The 18,685-nt window shown below is 62.9% G+C and carries 14 protein-coding genes; 1 reads left to right on the forward strand and 13 read right to left on the reverse strand.

The window, feature by feature from the left end; translation table 11 throughout:
• Positions 1 to 558: 558 nt before the first annotated feature.
• The 11 genes from HNP49_RS09065 to ppsA all read right to left on the reverse strand — a co-directional run bounded on the left by HNP49_RS09065 (position 559) and on the right by ppsA (position 13,705).
• Positions 559 to 936 (reverse strand): hypothetical protein, encoded by a 378-nt coding sequence (locus HNP49_RS09065; RefSeq protein ID WP_184682561.1) that lies wholly within the window; start codon positions 934 to 936, stop codon positions 559 to 561.
• 57 nt (positions 937 to 993) lie between these two features.
• Complete coding sequence (locus HNP49_RS09070; RefSeq protein WP_184682563.1) at positions 994 to 2,964, reverse strand: DmsC/YnfH family molybdoenzyme membrane anchor subunit; 1,971 nt, start codon at positions 2,962 to 2,964, stop codon at positions 994 to 996.
• Between the two features lie 18 nt (positions 2,965 to 2,982).
• On the reverse strand, positions 2,983 to 5,229 hold the full coding sequence (locus HNP49_RS09075) for a molybdopterin oxidoreductase family protein (protein WP_184682565.1): 2,247 nt from the start codon (positions 5,227 to 5,229) through the stop codon (positions 2,983 to 2,985).
• A 439-nt stretch (positions 5,230 to 5,668) separates the two neighbouring features.
• Positions 5,669 to 6,706: an OmpA family protein gene (locus HNP49_RS09080; RefSeq protein ID WP_184682567.1), complete on the reverse strand. Its 1,038-nt coding sequence runs from the start codon at positions 6,704 to 6,706 to the stop codon at positions 5,669 to 5,671.
• A 112-nt stretch (positions 6,707 to 6,818) separates the two neighbouring features.
• Positions 6,819 to 7,397, reverse strand: a complete 579-nt coding sequence (gene sigX / locus HNP49_RS09085) for an RNA polymerase sigma factor SigX (protein ID WP_260407125.1) — start codon at positions 7,395 to 7,397, stop codon at positions 6,819 to 6,821.
• A 93-nt stretch (positions 7,398 to 7,490) separates the two neighbouring features.
• Entirely contained in the window at positions 7,491 to 8,315 is an 825-nt protein-coding gene (locus HNP49_RS09090) for a mechanosensitive ion channel family protein (protein WP_184682571.1), read from the reverse strand.
• A 2-nt stretch (positions 8,316 to 8,317) separates the two neighbouring features.
• A complete protein-coding gene (locus tag HNP49_RS09095) occupies positions 8,318 to 8,563 on the reverse strand; it encodes a CrfX protein (protein WP_184682572.1) in 246 nt (81 codons plus the stop codon).
• Between the two features lie 60 nt (positions 8,564 to 8,623).
• Positions 8,624 to 9,616: a zinc transporter ZntB gene (locus HNP49_RS09100; RefSeq protein ID WP_184682574.1), complete on the reverse strand. Its 993-nt coding sequence runs from the start codon at positions 9,614 to 9,616 to the stop codon at positions 8,624 to 8,626.
• Positions 9,617 to 9,672: 56 nt separating this feature from the next.
• Positions 9,673 to 10,161 carry a ribonuclease E activity regulator RraA gene (rraA, locus tag HNP49_RS09105; protein WP_184682575.1) on the reverse strand — a complete coding sequence of 163 codons (489 nt, stop codon included), beginning with the start codon at positions 10,159 to 10,161 and terminating at the stop codon, positions 9,673 to 9,675.
• 145 nt (positions 10,162 to 10,306) lie between these two features.
• Complete coding sequence (locus HNP49_RS09110; RefSeq protein WP_184682577.1) at positions 10,307 to 11,260, reverse strand: alpha/beta fold hydrolase; 954 nt, start codon at positions 11,258 to 11,260, stop codon at positions 10,307 to 10,309.
• A gap of 75 nt (positions 11,261 to 11,335) precedes the next feature.
• Positions 11,336 to 13,705: a phosphoenolpyruvate synthase gene (ppsA, locus tag HNP49_RS09115; protein WP_184682579.1), complete on the reverse strand. Its 2,370-nt coding sequence runs from the start codon at positions 13,703 to 13,705 to the stop codon at positions 11,336 to 11,338.
• A 159-nt stretch (positions 13,706 to 13,864) separates the two neighbouring features.
• On the opposite strand from ppsA, the gene HNP49_RS09120 reads away from it, so the two are divergent.
• Positions 13,865 to 14,683: a pyruvate, water dikinase regulatory protein gene (locus HNP49_RS09120; RefSeq protein ID WP_184682580.1), complete on the forward strand. Its 819-nt coding sequence runs from the start codon at positions 13,865 to 13,867 to the stop codon at positions 14,681 to 14,683.
• A 52-nt stretch (positions 14,684 to 14,735) separates the two neighbouring features.
• On the opposite strand, the gene prpF is transcribed toward HNP49_RS09120, so the two are convergent.
• Positions 14,736 to 15,923: a 2-methylaconitate cis-trans isomerase PrpF gene (prpF, locus tag HNP49_RS09125; RefSeq protein ID WP_184682581.1), complete on the reverse strand. Its 1,188-nt coding sequence runs from the start codon at positions 15,921 to 15,923 to the stop codon at positions 14,736 to 14,738.
• 124 nt (positions 15,924 to 16,047) lie between these two features.
• A complete protein-coding gene (acnD, locus tag HNP49_RS09130) occupies positions 16,048 to 18,657 on the reverse strand; it encodes a Fe/S-dependent 2-methylisocitrate dehydratase AcnD (protein ID WP_184682582.1) in 2,610 nt (869 codons plus the stop codon).
• Positions 18,658 to 18,685 lie beyond the last annotated feature (28 nt).

Genomic DNA, 18,685 nt, shown 5'->3' on the forward strand with positions numbered 1-18,685 from the left:
TTTCCGTGCTTTCCGTGCTTTCCGTGCTTTCCGTGCTTTCCGTGCTTTCCGTGCTTTCCGTGCTTTCCGTGCTTTCCGTGCTTTCCGTGCTTTCCGTGCTTTCCGATAGCCCGGGTTTCGCCCTTGCCGGGCGAGTTTCTTTCTCTTGCTTGGCCAAGAGAAAGAAACCAAAGAGAAGGCCACCCCGACATCCGGCCCCGCCTGCGGCGGGGTTCCCTCCCTCCGGTGCCGCTCCGGGGGCCGGCATACACGGGACGTCCCTGTCCCGTTATGCCTCTCGCGGCCATCCAGGCCGCTCGTCCCCCTGCGTGACACCTCCACTCGGCCTCCTGACGGGGACCCAGCACCGAGCTGCCTGAAGGTTTATTTCTCGGCGCAAAGCGCAGGGCCGGATGAAGTGGGGGGTTTCTTTGCTTACTTTCTTTGCACCGGGCGGCGATCCGCAAGCAAAGAAAGTGAGTCGCCCAGGAAGGGCGAAACCAGAACCAACAGCCAACTCGAAAAGCGGTTAGGCACGAGGCCAAGCTTGCCAGTGGTTAGCCCGGACGATAGAAGTCGCTACTGCGCCGCACCAACGCTGGGCGCCACGCTCACCGCCTTCCAGCGCCACCACTGGTGCTGACCTTCGCCGGCGTTGCCGCGGGTGCGCTCGATGTCCCAGCTGACCAGGTAATCCGGATCACGCATATCCACGCGTCCCTCCTGATCCCGGTAGTGCCCGGGCGGCGCGCGGAACCAGGCCTGAAGGGCAGGCGGCAGGCTGAAGTGCGCCGCCTCGCCGTCGGCCGCGCCCTGCAGCAGGACGCGGATGCCCTGCTCGGCATCGGCCGACTCCACCGTGCCGCACAGCTGGCTCTGGTGCAGCAGCTGCCCCTGCTCGTCGAAGTAGCGCAGGCCGATTACGCAGCGCGCGCCCGGCAGATCTTCCAGTTGCATACAACGCCCTCCAATGAAACAGGGCCGGCAAGGCCGACCCGAGTGTTACAACGCTTCTTAGTGCGTCAGCGGCACCACGCCGACCTGTGGCATGTGTGCCAGGCCAATGTCGCGGGCATGCTGCTCGAAACCCTTGTTTTTCCAGAAGAAGGCGCCAGGCATGGTGGTGGGGATCACCAGCACGTAGAACAGCGCGCGGCTGATCAGGCAACAGGCCAGCAGCACCAGGCCGGCCAGCGCCCAGCCAACCAGCAGCCAGGCACTGTCCAGGCCCGCGACCTGCGTGGCCAGCAGGCCGGAGACCAGCAGCAGGTTGGCGCCGATCAGCGCGTTGCGCAGGACGAAGGTCTTGCCGAAGGTGGTGCTCTGCACGTAGTAGGACGCCCCACCCTCGTGCTCGGCCGCACCCATGGCACGGGCATGGGCCAGGTGGCCGAGGCCCTCGGCGCCCAGGCCCAAGAGCAGCGCGCCGCCCAGTGCCAGCAGCGCGCCGCTCCAGTCGGCGCCGGTCAGCAGCAGGGTCGGCAGCAGCAGCAGGCCGCTCACCAGCGCGCCGAGCGAGAGCATGTTGCCGAAGAAGGCGGTGCCCACCTGCCAGTGGTTCCAGAACGGCCGCGCCTTGATGCGGTAGCAGCGGTTCATGTAGTACAGCCCAGTCAGCCCGGCCGGCAGCGCCAGGGCGCCGAACAGGGTCGCGCCCTGGATTGCCAGTCCCTGCCAGGGGGCCAGGTCCAGGCCCAAGACGGCCGCCAGATCGACCACCAACGCGTTGCCCGGCAGGCTGCAGCCGATATGCAGGCCCAGGAAGGCCATGAACAGGGCGATGCCCAGGCCCTCGCGCGACACCGGCGAGTGGCGCAGGTTGTTGAAGCCACGGTAGAAGCGCTTGGGTTTGCCCAGGTGCATGGTCGACATGAACAGGCCGAAAGCGACCATGCCGAAGGCCAGCAGCATCAGCGGCAGGTAGACCATCGACTGGGCGAACTGGACGAAGCCGGCCAGGCCCGCCTGGGCGCCGACGAAGGCCAGACCGAAGGCACCGATGGCCGCCTGGGTGGCCAGGGTGAAGAGCACCAGCGGATTCTCCCGCGAGCTCAGCCGCGCCAGGTTCCAGTGGCGGGTCTTGCCCTGTTTCTGGTCGATAGCCGGGCGATAGCGCCCCTGCTCGTCCTTGTGGTACTTGACCGGCATCGAGTCGGTACGGGTCAGCTCGTCCGGCAGTTGCTTGATCTGCTGGAAGCGGATGTTCGGGTGGGTGATGGCCGGGTCCGGGAAGCCGGGGATCTCCGCCCTCGCCTGCTCCCGATTGGCCGGCACGTTCTCGATCACGCCGAAGTCCAGCGCGTTGCCCACGCAGGCCGACACGCAGGCCGGCTTCAGGCCCACCTCCAGGCGGTCGACGCACATGTTGCACTTGGACACCTGGCCCTGCACCGGGTCCAGCTGCGGCGCGTTGTACGGGCACACCCAGGTGCAGTAGCCGCAGCCGAAGCAGGTCTGCGGGTCCTGCAGCACCGCGCCGTATTCCACGTGCTTGGTGTAGGCGCGGGTCGGGCAGCCCTTGAGGCACACCGGGTCGTCGCAGTGGTTGCAGGCCATGGAGATGTTCATGCGTTTGTAGTCGGGGTAGCTGCCGCCCTCGACATAACCCACCGAGCGGAAGGCCAGGTGCGCCGGGTTCTCGTTCTTCTCGCTGCAGGCGGCCTCGCAGGCGTGGCAGCCGATGCAGTTGTCGGCGGTGAAGAAGAAGCCGTGCTGCTTGTTACGGTTGGGGTTGCTGCCCACCGCCGGGTTCTCGTTGATGTGCAGCGAGCGGCCGACCGGCAGCTTGTGCTCGGTGAGGTCGATCAGGTCGATCAGCTGGCCGTAGCGGTTACGCTCGGCGATCGGCTGCTCGGGCAGGAAGGCGTAGGGCTGCTCCTCGGTGCGCACCTCCCAGATGCTCGCATCGGCACTGGGGGTGAACTGGATGGGCGCCAGCGAGGCGCCGCCGCAGCCGTTGGCGTTGAGGTTTTCCTTGTGGGTCATGGCTTCTCTCCCCGGCAATCAGAACGCGCGGCGTTCGAGGTTCAGGCGTGCGGCTTCCTGCTGGTCGATCAATTCCACCCGCACGGCGTTCTGCTTGAAGGCCGGCTGGCGCGAATAGGGGTCGAGCAGCCCGAGGGTCAGGCGGTTGACGCAGTCGTGGAAATGGAAGGGGATGAACAGCATGTTGCGCCCGACCCTGTGGGTCAGCTGCACCATCACCACCGCGTCGCCGCGCCGGCTGACCAGGCGCACGTAGCTGGAATGCTCGATGCCCAGCTCGCGGGCAGCGTCGGGGTTCATCTCCATGTAGGGCGTGGGGCTGAACTTGTTGCAGTTGCCGATCTTGCCGGTGCGGGTACGGGTGTGGAAATGCTCGACCACCCGCCCGGAGTTGAGCCAGAAAGGGTATTCGGCGTCCGGGCATTCGTTGTTGTTGACGAAGCGGATCGGGATCAGCTTGGCGCGGCCGTCGTCGGTCTGGAAACGCCCGTCGGCGTAGAGCCGTCGCTCACCCAGATAGTCCTGGCGCCTGAGCATGTCGAAGGTCCCCGGCGCGCCGTGCACGGCCTCGTCGGCCGCGGCCTGCGCCTCGCTGTAGGGCCACTGGATGCCGCGCGCCGCCTCGATGCGGTCGTAGCTCATGCCGGAGATGTCCAGGGTGCGCCCGGCGCCCTTGGACAGCTCGCGCATCTCGTCGAAGGCCGACTCGGTGTCGTCCGGGAAGTGGATGACATTGCGGTCCATGAAGCGCTTGGCCATCTGGTTGAAGATCCAGAAGTCCGGCTTGGAATCGGCATAGGCCGGCAGCACGTTGCGCGTCAGGTTCACCCGCCGCTCGGTGTTGGTGTGGCAGCCCTGCTTCTCGGCCCAGACCGCGGCGGGGAAATACACATGAGCGTACTGGGTGGTCTCCACGTCCTGGTAGACGTCCTGCACCACCAGGAACTCGAGCTTCTCCATCGCCTTGCGGATGCGCGGCTGGTTGGGCATGGAGGTCATGGGGTTGGTCGCCACCAGCCACAGGCCCTTGATCTCGCCGGTCTCGATGGCCGGGAAGATGTCGGTCTGCGACAGGCCGCGCGCCGGCGGGAAAAAGTCCGGGGCTATGCCCCAGAACTCGGCCACGGCCTTGCGATCCTTGTCCTTCTCCAGCGCCCGATAGCCAGGCAGGCCCGAGCAGGACGACCACTCTCGGGTGCCCATGGCGTTGCACTGGCCGGTGATCGACAGGCTGGTGCCCCCCGGTTTGCCGATGTTGCCGGTGACCAGGTTGAGGTTGTTGATGTTGACCACACCGTCCGAGCCATGGGTGGACTGGTTGATGCCCATGGTCCAGATGCTCATGGCCGCCGGCGCCTTGGCGTACAGGCGCGCCACGGTGCGGATGCGGTCCTCGTCGATGCCGCAGATGTGCTGGGCGGTCTTGGGATCGTAGTCGGCCACAAGCGCGCGCAGCTCGACGATGCCGTTGGTGTGCGCAGCGATGTAGTTCTTGTCCTCCAGGCCTTCCTTGAAGATCACGTGGAGCATGGCGTTGATCAGCACGCAGTCGGTGCCCGGGGTGATCGGCAGGTGGATGTCGGCGAACTGCGCCAGCATGGTCACCCGCGGGTCGATCACGATCAGCGGGAACTTGCGCTTCTCCAGCGCCTCCTTCAGGCGCCAGTAGATGATCGGGTGCTGCTCCGGCAGGTTGGAGCCGAAGGCCATCAGGCAGTGGGTGTGCTCGAAATCGTCGTAGCAGCCGGGCGGGCCGTCGCTGCCGAAGCTGCGCTTGTAGCCGGACACCGCCGAGGCCATGCACAGAGTGGTGTTGCCGTCGTAGTTGTTGGTGCCGATCTGCCCGCGCACCAGCTTGCCCAGGGTGTAGAACTCCTCGGTGAGCAGTTGGCCGGTGGAGACCACGGCGAAGGCATCACGGCCGTACTTGGCCTGGATTTCCTTGATCCTGGTCGCGGTGGTATCCAGCGCGGCATCCCAGCTGGTCGGCTGGAACGGCTCGTGCGCCTTCTCGCGCGCCAGCGGCACCGTGCCACGCCCGGGGGATTCGAACAGCTCGTGCTCCAGCAGCCCCTTGATGCACAGCTTGCCGCGATTGACGTCGGCGCCGGCATGGCCACGGCTGGTGACGATGCGACCGTCCTCGCCCAGGCCCAGCTCGATGGCACAGCCGGTCGAGCAGTAGTTGCAGGTGGTGTACTTCCATTCCTTGACCGGTTTGGCCGGAATGCTGATGGGCTTGCGCTTTCTGCGACCGAAGATCATGTCTTGTCTGTCCTGTACCGACGAAGGCCAGCCCCTGCTGCCGGTCAATAGCTGACCCGGCACGCGATGGGAGACCTTCATTGGTTCAGGGGCGCGGCGCTCATTGTTGACCCTATCGACCGGCCGGGAAGCGCCCGAAGTACCGCTTCGACAGGATCAGTGAATGATGACTACGCGGCGTTGCGCAGCACTCTGCACGCTATGAATGGCAATATCCGGGCCAACAGAACATCACCAACAAAAACCAAAAACAACTTAATAAACAACGACCTACGCAATATGCGGGCACAAGGAAGATCAGCCCTCTCGCCCCAATAGGAGGCATCTTGGCCATTTGCCGCACCAGCAGCAGGCAGGCGATATACCCACCTTTGCCTGATTTTCTTCAGGCAAAGAAAAACCCGGCCTAGGCCGGGTTTTTCGTGAAGCGCCGGGCGAATTACTTGGCCTGGGCTTCTACTTCAGCTTCTACGCGACGGTTAACAGCGCGACCAGCTTCGGTGGCGTTGTCGGCAACCGGGCGGGACTCACCGTAACCAACGGAGCTGACGCGCTCGGCGCCTACACCGTACTGGTTGACCAGCACGTCACGCACGGCACCGGCACGGCGCTCGGACAGCTTCTGGTTGTAAGCGTCGGTACCAACGGAGTCGGTGTGACCTTCAACGGTGGTGGTGGTCTGCGGGTACTGACCCATGAAGTCAGCCAGGTTCTTGATGTCGCCGTAGCTTTCTTCTTTGACCTGGGCCTTGTCGAAGTCGAACTTCACGTCCAGCTCAACGCGAACCACTTCGGCCACAGCCGGGCAGCCATCGGCATCAACGGTGGTGTTGGCCGGGGTGTCCGGGCACTTGTCAACGTTGTCGCAGACGCCGTCGTTGTCGCTGTCGGTGCAGACTTCCGGAGCCGGCTCAGCAGCGACCGGGGCAGCAGCGCCACCGAAGTTCAGACCAACGCCAACACCGGCCAGCCACTCGGTTTCACCGGCGTCGATGTTGTAGGCGGCGTCAACGCCAGCCTTGGCGAAGAAGTTTTCGGTCAGGAAGTACTTAACACCGGTGCCAATGTTGGCGAAGGTGCTGTGGTCACGGCCAGTACGATCCGGAACGTTGCTGATGTTCTGGTGAGCAAAACCGGCGGAAACGTAAGGACGCAGAGCGTCGCCGGAAGTGCCGAAGTGGTAGAAGGCATCCAGGGAAGCCAGGTTGCCCTTGATGTCCTTGTTGCCGGTACCGTTCTCGGAACGCATGTCATGGTATTCACCATAGGACAGGCCCAGGGAGACGTCTTCGGTCAGGTAGTAACCAATGGAGCCGCCGAACAGGTTGCCTTCATCCATGTTGCTGCTGCTGTCGGTGAAGTAACGCTTGCCGAATGCTTCCAGCTCAACAGCGCCTTGACCTTGAGCCACTGCGTTCGCAGCAGCAGCGGCCAGCAGAGAGCCGATAACCAGGCCCAGAGTGTTCTTCAGTTTCATCCGTTAAATCCCCATCTAATTTAGTGGTCCGAGAGTCGTCAAAAAAATATCCAGGCGACTCAATGCCGCGATTCTACCATTGCTTTCACGAAATTTTGAAGAATAGCGTCAACTATTCGTCAGCGACTGGCGAGGCAAATTTTTCCCGCAGGCGATCGAGGGCGCGCTTGTAGCGCATTTTCGTGGCACTCAGGCCCATGTGCATGATGTCGGCGATTTCCTGGAACTCCAGCTCTGCGACAAAACGTAGCACCAGGATTTCCCGGTCGATCGGATTGACATGCACCAGCCAGCGATCCAGGCCGCCCTTCTCCTCCGGCTTGGGAGCCTGCTCTTCCGAGGCTTCCTCCAGTGGGTCCAGACTCAATGCATCGAGCAGGCGACGCTTGCGCTTTTCCTTGCGGTACTGGGTAATGCATTCGTTGTAGGTAATGCTGTACAGCCAGGTCTTGAACTTCGACTTGCCTTCGAAGTTTTTCAGGCCGTACAGCACCTTGAGCATGACTTCCTGACAGACATCGTCAGCATCACGCTCATTGCCCAGATAGCGCGCGCAGACGTTGAACAGCGTGCGCTGATAACGCCGCATCAACTCTTCATAGGCGCGGGTGATATGGAACAGCTCGACATGCGCCCGCTGAACCAGTTCCTCATCCGTGAGCTGGCGCGGGTCGTAAGCCGTTTTGGACAAATGCAGATCGTTCAAGGGAGTCAGCCGATAGCCTGATCGAGGACGCCGGACAAACCAGTCCGGCGCCACGCGTGACGCTGGCGAACGCGCGAATCAGCGACTGCTGACGCGCTGTTCAAGCAAAGCGCGATTAGCCAGCGAAATCAACTCTCCGCTGTCGGTCAGCAGCACGGTCTTGACCGTGCCGATCTCCTCGATCTGCCCCTCAACGTCGCCGACCTTGAGGACATCGCCGACCTGATAGAGTTCGCGCACATAGATCCCGGCAATGATCTGCCCAGCCACCTCGCGACTGCCCAATCCCAGCGCCAGAGCGGCAGCCAGGCCGACACTGATCAGCACGATGCCAATCACCAGATTGAGCAGATCGGTCTTGATCTCCAGCTGGCCGATGGCCACCGAAATACTGATGATGATCACCAGACCCTGGGCAATCCGCCCCAGGCCAGCGGCGTACTCCAACCCCACACCTTCCGCCGCACCACGCACCAAGCCATTGGCCAGCTGCGCCAGCAGCAAACCGCCGAGCAGCACCAGGGCTGCGCCGAACATCTTCGGCAGGTATTGGGCAAACAGATCCAGGGTGGCCGACAAGCGCTCCAGACCCAGCGAGTCCACGGCGGTGACCACAAAGATCAGGACGATGAACCAGTACGCCACCTTGCCAACCAGGCTGGAGACCGGCGCATGGATACCGACGCGCACCAGCAGCTTGGTCAGACCCGTCCCGCCCATCAGGCGGTCCAGCCCCAGCTTGGCCAGCAGTTTGGACAGCAGGGTATCGAGCAGCTTGGCGGCCACAAAGCCGACCAGCACCAGTACCAGCGCAGCAAACAGATTGGGAATGAAGCCGGCCGCCTTGGTCCAGATGGCGGTCATGGCACTCACCAGACCTTGAGTCCAGGGATCGAATTGCATAGTCACTCAGCCTTGTCAGCAGAACGATGAGAACGGTTGAGACGCGATACCGGAGCCCAGTGCGCCGAACCATTGTTCAGCGCGATCATCAGAGCCGGCACCCAGCGCCCCATCATGGAAAACAGATCGCCAGCGCCGACCTGGCGGTTGGCGGTCTTCAACACCCGCCCCAGGCAGGCATCGTCGTCATGGCTACCTGGCGAGGCTTTCAGCAAGTCGCGCAGCGACTCTTCAAAGGGATCTTGCATACTCACCTCCACAGGCACTATGTCGGCTAGACGCCGCCATCTTCGGCGAAGTCACAGCGTTTACAGCCAGCGCAGCCGACGAAACAGCAACCACTGGGAAAGTGCCAGGACGCCAATCAGAACGCAGGCCATGACAAAGCCATAAGGGTGTTCAGCACCCGGCATACCGCCCAGATTGATACCCAGCAAGCCAGTGATGAAACTCAGCGGCAGAAAGAAACAGGTGACGATACTGAGCAGGTACATGGTGCGATTCATGCCTTCGCTCATGCGCCGATGCTCCGACTCCAGCACCAGGCTGACTCGCTCGCGCAGCATTTCGAGCTCTTCCAGCTGACGCGTCAGCCGGTTGTGCAGCTCGTTCCACTGCTCGGCCAGACCGCCCAGCCAGCCAAACCCTGTGCGCGACAGTTGCGCATAGAGATCACGCTGGGGCGCCAGGAATCGGCGCAAACCGGCCGCGCGGCGACGCACCTGGAGCAGTTGCTGATGCTCAGGATGATGGCGCTCATCCAGCTCCATCAGTTCTTCCTGGGTATCGAGCTGCTCCGACAGCTTGATCATCAACTGGTCGCTCTTGTCGGTCATCGCCTCCGTCAATCGCAGCAGCAACTCGCCGCTGCTGCGCGGACCGATGCCTTGCGCCAGCTCGGCCAGCACCTCATCGGTAGCCCGCAACGGACGCAAACGTAGGGAGATAACCTGGTTGGCGCTGGCAAAGATGCGCACCGCGACCATGTCCTCGGGCTCAGCCCCAGGATTGAGGTTGACGCCGCGCAGGAACAGCAGCAACTGTTCATCCGGCAGGGTCAGCAAACGTGGCCGGGTGTTTTCTTCCAGTAACAGGTCACAGGCAAAGCCGCTCAACAGGCTTTGCTCGCGCAACCAGGTCTGCGCCTGCGGATGACTGCGATCCCAGTGCAACCAGAGACTTTCGCCTGGTCCGACCTGCAGCGTGGCCAGCTCGTCAAACTCGACCTGGCGAGCGCCACCGCGGCCGTCGAGCAGTTGTGCGTGGATCAGGCCTGCAGGTGGATTGGGCTCGTCGTACATGCTTGCTCCATCAACCAGCAGCCCGGCAGTGCGCCGGGCCTGGCAACATCAACAGCTTACTCGGGCATTTTCAGCGGCTGCGGAGAAACGATGATGCCGTTGTTGTCGGCATACACGTATTCGCCCGGCGTGAAGGTCACGCCACCAAAGGTCACCGGCACGTTGAGATCGCCGATGTTGCGCTTGTCGGTCTTCATCGGATGACTGGCCAGCGCCTGCACGCCCAGGTTGGTCTGCGCCAGGACATCGACGTCACGCACGCAGCCGTAGATCACCATGCCTTCCCAGCCGTTCTTGGCGGCCTTCTCGGCAATCATGTCACCCAGCAGCGCGCGACGCAGCGAGCCACCGCCGTCGACTACCAGCACCTTGCCCTGCCCCGGCTCGTCGGCCTGGGATTTGACCAGCGAGTTGTCCTCATGGCACTTGACGGTGACGATCTGGCCGCCGAAGGAGTCGCGCCCGCCGAAGTTGGCGAACATCGGCTCAACAACCTGTACCAGCTCCGGATAGGCATCGCACAGGTCAGGGGTAACGTAATGCATGGCAAGCTCCTAGTTGCAGAGAGAAGATTCAGCGGCCAACCGCAACGACCGCGCCGCGTTGAACATTTCAAGCGCCATGGCAACGTCCATGGCAGCCCGGACTGCGCGCAGTTTAACTGCTGCAGTCAGGCTCTGGAATGCGCATTCAGGCCTTGCCGGCGCGCATCAGCCAAGCAGCGAGCAACGGCCAGACTTCCTTTTGCGCGCCCTTGCTCACCAGCATGTCGACATGCCCGTAGTCCTGACTGAAACCATCGGCCTTGCCCAGGGAGTGGTACTCCTTGTGCGCGGAGCCGAACTGTTCGAACAGCTTGCGGCAGGCCCAGGCCGGATCCTGGGTATCGCCAGCGCCGGCAGCCGCCAGGAGCGGCACCCGCACATCGGCCAGGCCGGCCCACCAATCCTTCTCACTGTCGCCGAAGCGGCCGAACAGACCATGCCAACGCAGACTTTCCTTCACCAGACCGATCGGCTCGTCTTCCGGCCCACGCTTGAGGCGACTGCCCGACACCTGCTCAAAACCCTTGAGCAGCAAGCGCCCGGCCCACTCCACCGGCGGCACCTTGAGCGGCCAGTAGATACGGCTGATCTGGCTGCCGAACAGGGCCGCGGAGGCGGCACTGGCCTCATCCAGATAACCGCCACCCAAGGCTGCCGCCAGCACAATGCCACCCAGCGAGTGGCCGACCCAGTGCGGCGCCAGGCCGTTCTGCTCCTGAACGAAGGCCGCTGCCGCCGGCAGGTCATAGCGTACGTACTGACTGACGCGATTCCTCGTGTAGTCACGGTTGCGCGGCGACAGGCCGTGGCCACGCATCTCCAGAATCCACACATCGAAGCCCTGGCGGGCCAGATGGGCACCGGCACCGATACCGAGCGGCGAGCACCAGAAGCGCCGGTTGGAAAAGCTGCCATGCAGCAGCACCACCGGCTCACCGTAATCACCAGTGCGGTCACGCAGGCCAATCCGCGTCAGCGCCAGCTCGACGCTGTTGTCCGGGCTGTTGTTGGGTTTGAGAAGGTAGACGTCCTCGGTCAGTTCACCGCGAATTTCGGCGCTGATCAGGGCGACGGGAAAAAGCTCACTGCTACTTTGCATGGTTCGACTGCATGGCTCTATTGCACAAAAAAGGGCGGGTAAGTGGCCCGCCCTTCTGGCTCTCAGGAACGGTTATCAGGCGTGGTTCTCGGCCAGGAAGAACCAGGTATCCAGTACGGAGTCCGGGTTCAGCGACACACTCTCGATACCCTGCTCCATCAACCACTTGGCCAGATCAGGATGGTCCGAAGGACCCTGACCGCAAATACCGATGTACTTGCCGGCCTTGCGGCACGCCTGGATGGCATTGGACAGCAGCTTTTTCACCGCCGGGTTACGCTCATCAAACAGGTGAGCGACGATGCCGGAGTCCCGATCCAGGCCCAAGGTGAGTTGGGTCAGGTCATTGGAGCCGATGGAGAAGCCGTCGAAGAATTCGAGGAATTCGTCTGCCAGCAGGGCGTTGGATGGCAGCTCGCACATCATGATCACGCGCAAGCCATTGTCGCCGCGCTTGAGGCCGTTGCTGGCCAGCAGATCAACCACCTGACTGGCTTCGCCAAGGGTACGCACGAAAGGCACCATGATCTCGACGTTGGTCAGGCCCATCTCGTTGCGCACTTTCTTCATCGCGCGGCATTCCAGCTCGAAACAATCGCGGAAGCTCTCGCTGATGTAGCGCGAGGCACCGCGGAAGCCGAGCATCGGGTTCTCTTCTTCCGGCTCGTAGAGCTTGCCGCCGATCAGGTTGGCGTATTCGTTGGACTTGAAGTCCGACAGGCGCACGATGACCTTCTTCGGCCAGAACGCCGCAGCCAGGGTGCTGATGCCCTCGACCAGTTTCTCGACGTAGAAACCGACCGGGTCATCGTAACCAGCGATGCGCTTCTCGACGCTGTCCTTGATGTCCGCCGGCAGGTTGGCGAAGTTCAGCAGCGCCTTGGGGTGCACGCCGATCATGCGGTTGATGATGAACTCCAGACGCGCCAGGCCCACGCCCTCGTTGGGCAGCTGGGCGAAGTCGAAGGCACGGTCCGGGTTACCGACGTTCATCATGATCTTGAACGGCAGCTCGGGCATGGCATCGACCGAGTTCTTGCGGATGTCGAAGCCCAGTTGGCCCTCGAAGATGAAGCCGGTATCACCCTCGGCGCAGGACACGGTGACGCCCATGCCGTCTTTCAGCACCTGGGTGGCATTGCCGCAGCCGACCACGGCCGGAATGCCCAGCTCGCGGGCGATGATCGCCGCGTGGCAGGTGCGTCCGCCGCGGTTGGTGACAATGGCGCTGGCGCGCTTCATCACCGGCTCCCAGTCCGGATCGGTCATGTCGGAAACCAGCACGTCGCCGGGCTGCACCTTGTCCATCTCGGAGACGTCGTGGATGACCTTGACCGGACCGGCGCCGATGCGCTGGCCAATAGCGCGGCCTTCCACCAGCACCTTGCCCTTCTCCTTGAGCAGATAACGCTCCATGACATTACCGCTGCTGCGGCTCTTCACGGTTTCAGGACGGGCCTGGACGATGTACAGCTGGCCGTCGTCGCCATCTTTGGCCCACTCGATGTCCATCGGACGCTGGTAGTGCTTCTCGATGATCAGCGCCTGCTTGGCCAGCTCGTTCACCTCGGCATCGCTTAGGGCAAAGCGGGCGCGATCGGCACGATCGACCTCGACGGTTTTCACCGACTTGCCGGCCTTGGCTTCGTCGCCGTAGACCATCTTGATCGCCTTGCTGCCCAGGTTGCGGCGCAGGATTGCCGGGCGACCGGCCTCCAGGGTCGGCTTGTGCACGTAGAATTCGTCGGGGTTCACCGCGCCCTGCACCACGGTCTCGCCGAGGCCGTAGGCGCCGGTGATGAAAACCACGTCACGGAAGCCCGACTCGGTATCGAGGGTGAACATCACACCGGCGGTGCCGGTTTCCGAGCGGACCATGCGTTGTACGCCAGCGGACAGGGCGACCAGCTTGTGGTCGAAGCCCTGGTGCACGCGGTAGGCGATGGCGCGGTCGTTGAACAGCGAGGCGAAGACTTCCTTGGCCGCGCGGATCACGTTATCCACACCACGGATATTGAGGAAGGTTTCCTGCTGGCCAGCAAAAGACGCGTCCGGCAGGTCTTCGGCGGTGGCGGAGGAGCGCACGGCCACGGCCATGTGCTCGTTGCCACCGCTCATTTCGGCGAAGGCGGTGCGGATATCGGCATCCAGCTGGGCCGGGAACTCGGCGTCCATCACCCACTGGCGGATCTGCGCGCCGGCCTTGGCCAGGGCATTGACGTCATCCACATCGAGAGCATCAAGCAGGTCATGAATGCGGTCGTTGAGACCACTCTGCTCGAGAAAATCACGGTAGGCCTGGGCCGTGGTGGCAAAACCGCCAGGAACCGAAACGCCGGCACCGGCAAGGTTGCTGATCATTTCGCCCAGGGAAGCGTTCTTGCCCCCTACCCGCTCAACATCGTGGACGCCGAGCTTATCGAGGGACACTACGTACTCTACCAAGGTGATCTCTCCACATGAATGTTGGTACAACCCTGTGGCACTCCCGGCCGCAGGATTCTGGCAAAGCTGCAGACAAATGCGTCACAATGACGCCCGGCAAGGCCCGATCGTGCGGCCATCTTAGCCAAGATCCGAGACTACCTTAAGGCCTGCAGCGCTATGAAACGAACTGCCTTTTTCATCTCCGACGGCACCGGCATCACTGCCGAAACCCTCGGTCAAAGCCTGCTCGCACAATTCGAAACCATTGCCTTCAGCAAGCTGACACGACCGTACATCGACACCGTGGAAAAAGCCCGGGTGATGGTACAGCAAATCAATGCAGCTGCCGAGGCAGACGGCGCCCGCCCGATCATCTTCGACACCATCGTCAATCGCGAGATTCGCGAGGTGCTGGCCGAGTCCAACGGCTTCATGATCGACATTTTCTCTACCTTCCTTGCCCCCCTGGAGCAGGAGCTGACCGCCGGCTCGTCCTACTCGGTGGGCAAGTCGCACTCAATCAGCGCCAACTCCAACTACATGGAGCGCATCGAGGCGGTGAACTTCGCCCTCGACAACGACGACGGCGGCCGCACCCACCACTACGACAAGGCCGATCTGATCCTGGTTGGCGTCTCCCGCTGCGGCAAAACCCCGACCTGCCTGTACATGGCCATGCAATACGGCATCCGCGCCGCCAACTACCCGCTGACCGAGGAAGACATGGAGCGCCTGCAGCTCCCCGCCGCCCTCAAGCAGCACAAACACAAGCTGTTCGGCCTGACCATCGACCCGGATCGCCTGACCGCCATCCGTCACGAGCGCAAACCCAACAGCCGCTATTCCAGCTTTGCCCAGTGCGAGTTCGAGGTCCGCGAGGTGGAAAACCTGTTCCGCCGCGAGAACATCCCGCACATCAACTCCACCCATTTCTCGGTGGAGGAAATCTCCGCCAAGATCCTGGTGGAAAAAGGCGTGGAACGCCGGCTCAAGTAAAACCGGCGTTGCCCCACAAAAAGCCCGGCCCAGTGCCGGGCTTTTTCATACATCAGAACGCATCACCCGGCACACGCACCCAGCCTTCCATCAGGATGCGTGCCGAACGCGACATGATGGCCTTGGTCACCACCCACTGCCCATCGACCAGCGCAGCCTGCGCACCGACTCGCAGGGTGCCGGACGGATGACCGAAGCGCACCGCTTCGCGCTCCTGACCACCCGCCGCCAGATTGACCAGCGTGCCCGGAACGGCCGCCGCCGTGCCGATGGCCACCGCACAGGTGCCCATCATGGCGTGATGCAGCTTGCCCATGGACAGCGCACGCACCAGCAGGTCCACTTCGCCCGCCTCGATCTGCTTGCCGCTGGACGCCTGGTAGGACTTGGGCGGACTGACGAAGGCGATCTTCGGCGTGTGCTGCCGGGTCAAAGCCTCTTCGGCCGTTTTGATCAGCCCCATGCGCAGGGCTCCGGCCACGCGGATCTGCTCGAAACGCGCCAGTTGCGCCGGATCACCATTGATGGCCTCGCGCAGTTCGGTGCCCTGGTAACCGATGTCCTCGGCATTGACGAACACGGTAGGGATGCCGGCGCTGATCATGGTCGCCTTGAAGGTACCAACACCCGGAACTTCCAGGTCATCGACCAGGTTGCCGGTAGGGAACATCGAGCCACCCTCCTCGCCATCATCGGACGGATCAAGGAACTCCAGCACGATCTCGGCGGCCGGAAAGGTCACCCCATCCAGCTCGAAGTCGCCGGTTTCCTGCACCTGACCATTGCTCACCGGCACATGGGCGATGATGGTTTTCTGGATATTGGCCTGCCAGATGCGCACCACGCACACGCCGTTATCCGGAATGCGCGCCGGATCGACCAGCCCGGCATGGATGGCGAAGGCGCCGGCGGCGGTGGAGAGGTTGCCGCAGTTGCCGCTCCAGTCGACGAAGGACTTGTCGATGGAGACCTGGCCGTAAAGGTAATCGACGTCATGCTCAGGCTGGCTGCTTCTCGACAGGATCACACACTTGGAGGTCGAAGAAGTCGCGCCGCCCATGCCATCAATATGCGCGGCATAGGGATCGGGACTGCCGATTACGCGCATGAACAGCTTGTCGCGGGCCTCACCCGGCGCCTGGCAACTGGCCGGCAAATCCTGCAGGCGGAAGAACACGCCCTTGCTGGTACCACCACGCATGTAGGTGGCGGGAATCTTGATCTGGGATACGTGAGCCATGGATATGTCCTGAAAGGCTTCTAATACCCTTCCCCCCCTGGGAGAAGGTGCCCTAAGGGCGGATGAGGGAGACCGCCGCCCTCACCTCGTCCCTCTCCCGAAGGGAGAGGGACGAGCGTCGACCTTAGCCAGCAGTGGACTCCAAGAAGTCCTGGGCGAAGCGCTGCAGCACACCGCCAGCCTTGTACACATGCACCTCGGCGGCAGTATCCAGACGGCAGGTCACCGGCACCTTGACCACCTCGCCGTTGCGGCGATTGACCACCAGAGTCAGGTCGCAACGCGGCGAGATATCGCCTTCGATGTCATAGGTCTCGGTACCGTCGAGGCCAAGGGTCAGGCGGGTGGTACCCGGCTTGAACTCCACCGGCAGCACGCCCATGCCCACCAGGTTGGTGCGGTGGATGCGCTCGAAGCCTTCCGCCACGATCACTTCCACGCCGGCCAGACGCACGCCCTTGGCAGCCCAGTCACGCGAGCTGCCCTGGCCGTAGTCGGCACCGGCAACGATGATCAGGTTCTGCTTGCGGTTCATGTAGGTTTCGATGGCTTCCCACATGCGCATCACCTTGCCCTCGGGTTCCACGCGCGCAAGCGAACCCTTCTTCACCACACCGTCGACCACGGCCATTTCGTTGACCAGCTGCGGGTTGGCAAAGGTGGCGCGTTGAGCGGTCAGGTGATCGCCGCGGTGGGTGGCGTAGGAGTTGAAGTCCTCTTCCGGCAAACCCATCTTCGCCAGGTACTCGCCGGCAGCCGAATCCAGCAGGATGGCATTGGACGGCGACAGGTGGTCGGTGGTGATGTTATCCGGCAGGATCGCCAGCGGCAGCATGCCCTTGAGCGTGCGTAAACCAGCCAGCGCGCCCTCCCAGTAAGGCGGACGGCGGATGTAGGTGGACATCGGACGCCAGTCGTACAGCGGGCTTTCGGCCTCCTGAACGGTGCCCAGATCGAACATAGGGATGTAGATCTGCTTGAACTGCTCCGGTTTCACGCTGGCAGCGACGATAGCGTCGATCTCCTCATCGCTCGGCCACAGGTCCTTGAGAGTGATCGGGTTGCCGTTCTTGTCGGTGCCCAGTACGTCTTGCTCGATATCGAAACGCACGGTACCGGCGATCGCGTAGGCGACCACCAGTGGCGGCGAGGCCAGGAAGGCCTGCTTGGCGTAGGGGTGGATACGGCCGTCGAAGTTGCGGTTACCCGATAGCACGGCGGTGGCATACAGGTCGCGGTCGATGATTTCCTGCTGGATCACCGGATCCAGCGCACCGGACATGCCGTTACAGGTGGTGCAAGCGTAAGCGACGATGCCGAAGCCGAGCTTTTCCAGCTCGGTCAGCAGGCCGGCTTCTTCCAGATACAGCTTGGCGACCTTGGAACCCGGGGCGAACGAGGTCTTGACCCAGGGCTTGCGCACCAGACCCAGCTCGTTGGCCTTCTTCGCCAAGAGGCCTGCGGCGACCACGTTGCGCGGGTTGGAGGTGTTGGTGCAGCTGGTGATGGCGGCAATGATGACCGCGCCATCGGGCAGCAGGCCTTCGGCTTCCTCGGCCTTGGCTGCAGCGAGCTTGGCTTCGTCGGCAATGCCGCGCTCATGCAGTGCCGAGGTCGGCAGGCGCTTGTGCGGGTTGGACGGGCCGGCCATGTTGCGCACCACGGTCGATAGGTCGAACTCCAGCACGCGCTCGTACTCGGCGGTGACCAGCGCGTCGGCCCACAGGCCGGTGAGCTTGGCGTAGTTCTCGACCAGCGCCACCTGCTCCGGCTCACGACCGGTCAGCTTGAGGTAGTCGATGGTCTGCTGGTCGATGTAGAACATCGAGGCAGTGGCGCCGTATTCCGGGCACATGTTGGAAATGGTCGCGCGGTCGCCGATCGACAGGCTGTCCGCTCCCTCGCCGAAGAATTCGACATAGGCGCCGACCACACGCTCCTTGCGCAGGAACTCGGTGATGGCCAGCACGATGTCGGTGGCGGTGATGCCGGGCTGGCGCTTGCCGGTGAGCCTGACGCCGACGATATCGGGCAGGCGCATCATCGACGGCAGACCGAGCATCACGGTTTCCGCTTCCAGGCCACCGACGCCAATGGCGATCACGCCCAGGGCATCCACGTGCGGAGTGTGCGAGTCGGTGCCGACGCAAGTATCGGGGAAGGCCACGCCGCCGCGCGCCTGGATCACCGGGCTCATTTTCTCCAGGTTGATCTGGTGCATGATGCCGTTGCCGGCCGGAATCACATCGACGTTTTTAAAGGCCGTTTTCGTCCACTCGATAAAGTGGAAACGATCCTCGTTGCGACGCTCCTCCACTGCGCGGTTCTTCTCGAAGGCATCCGGATCGAAACCGCCGAACTCAACGGCCAGCGAGTGGTCGACGATCAGTTGGGTCGGCACCACCGGGTTGACCTTGGACGGGTCACCGCCCCTCTCGGCAATCGCATCGCGCAGGCCAGCCAGGTCGACCAACGCGGTCTGACCGAGGATGTCGTGGCACACCACGCGGGCCGGATACCAGGGGAAGTCGAGGTCGCGCTTGCGCTCGATCAGCTGCTTGAGCGAATCGGTCAGCGCCTCGGGTTCGCAGCGGCGCACCAACTGCTCGGCCAGCACACGGGAGGTGTACGGCAGCTTGGCGTAGGCGCCCGGCACGATGGCATCAACGGCGGCACGGGTGTCGTAATAGTCCAGCACGGTGCCCGGCAGGGCTTTGCGGTAGGCGGTGTTCATCACGGAAAGACTCTTTCGAATAAGGAAG

This window comes from Pseudomonas fluvialis, assembly GCF_014207935.1.
GTDB lineage: Bacteria > Pseudomonadota > Gammaproteobacteria > Pseudomonadales > Pseudomonadaceae > Aquipseudomonas > Aquipseudomonas fluvialis_A.

Coding starts and splice junctions, on each gene's coding strand:
- HNP49_RS09100 (WP_184682574.1), bottom strand. CDS start 9,616: ATGTACGACGAGCCCAATCCACCTGCAGGCCTGATCCACGCACAACTG.
- HNP49_RS09090 (WP_184682571.1), bottom strand. CDS start 8,315: ATGCAATTCGATCCCTGGACTCAAGGTCTGGTGAGTGCCATGACCGCC.
- prpF (WP_184682581.1), bottom strand. CDS start 15,923: ATGGCTCACGTATCCCAGATCAAGATTCCCGCCACCTACATGCGTGGT.
- HNP49_RS09110 (WP_184682577.1), bottom strand. CDS start 11,260: ATGCAAAGTAGCAGTGAGCTTTTTCCCGTCGCCCTGATCAGCGCCGAA.
- HNP49_RS09070 (WP_184682563.1), bottom strand. CDS start 2,964: ATGACCCACAAGGAAAACCTCAACGCCAACGGCTGCGGCGGCGCCTCG.
- HNP49_RS09075 (WP_184682565.1), bottom strand. CDS start 5,229: ATGATCTTCGGTCGCAGAAAGCGCAAGCCCATCAGCATTCCGGCCAAA.
- HNP49_RS09095 (WP_184682572.1), bottom strand. CDS start 8,563: ATGCAAGATCCCTTTGAAGAGTCGCTGCGCGACTTGCTGAAAGCCTCG.
- HNP49_RS09120 (WP_184682580.1), top strand. CDS start 13,865: ATGAAACGAACTGCCTTTTTCATCTCCGACGGCACCGGCATCACTGCC.
- rraA (WP_184682575.1), bottom strand. CDS start 10,161: ATGCATTACGTTACCCCTGACCTGTGCGATGCCTATCCGGAGCTGGTA.
- HNP49_RS09065 (WP_184682561.1), bottom strand. CDS start 936: ATGCAACTGGAAGATCTGCCGGGCGCGCGCTGCGTAATCGGCCTGCGC.
- acnD (WP_184682582.1), bottom strand. CDS start 18,657: ATGAACACCGCCTACCGCAAAGCCCTGCCGGGCACCGTGCTGGACTAT.
- HNP49_RS09080 (WP_184682567.1), bottom strand. CDS start 6,706: ATGAAACTGAAGAACACTCTGGGCCTGGTTATCGGCTCTCTGCTGGCC.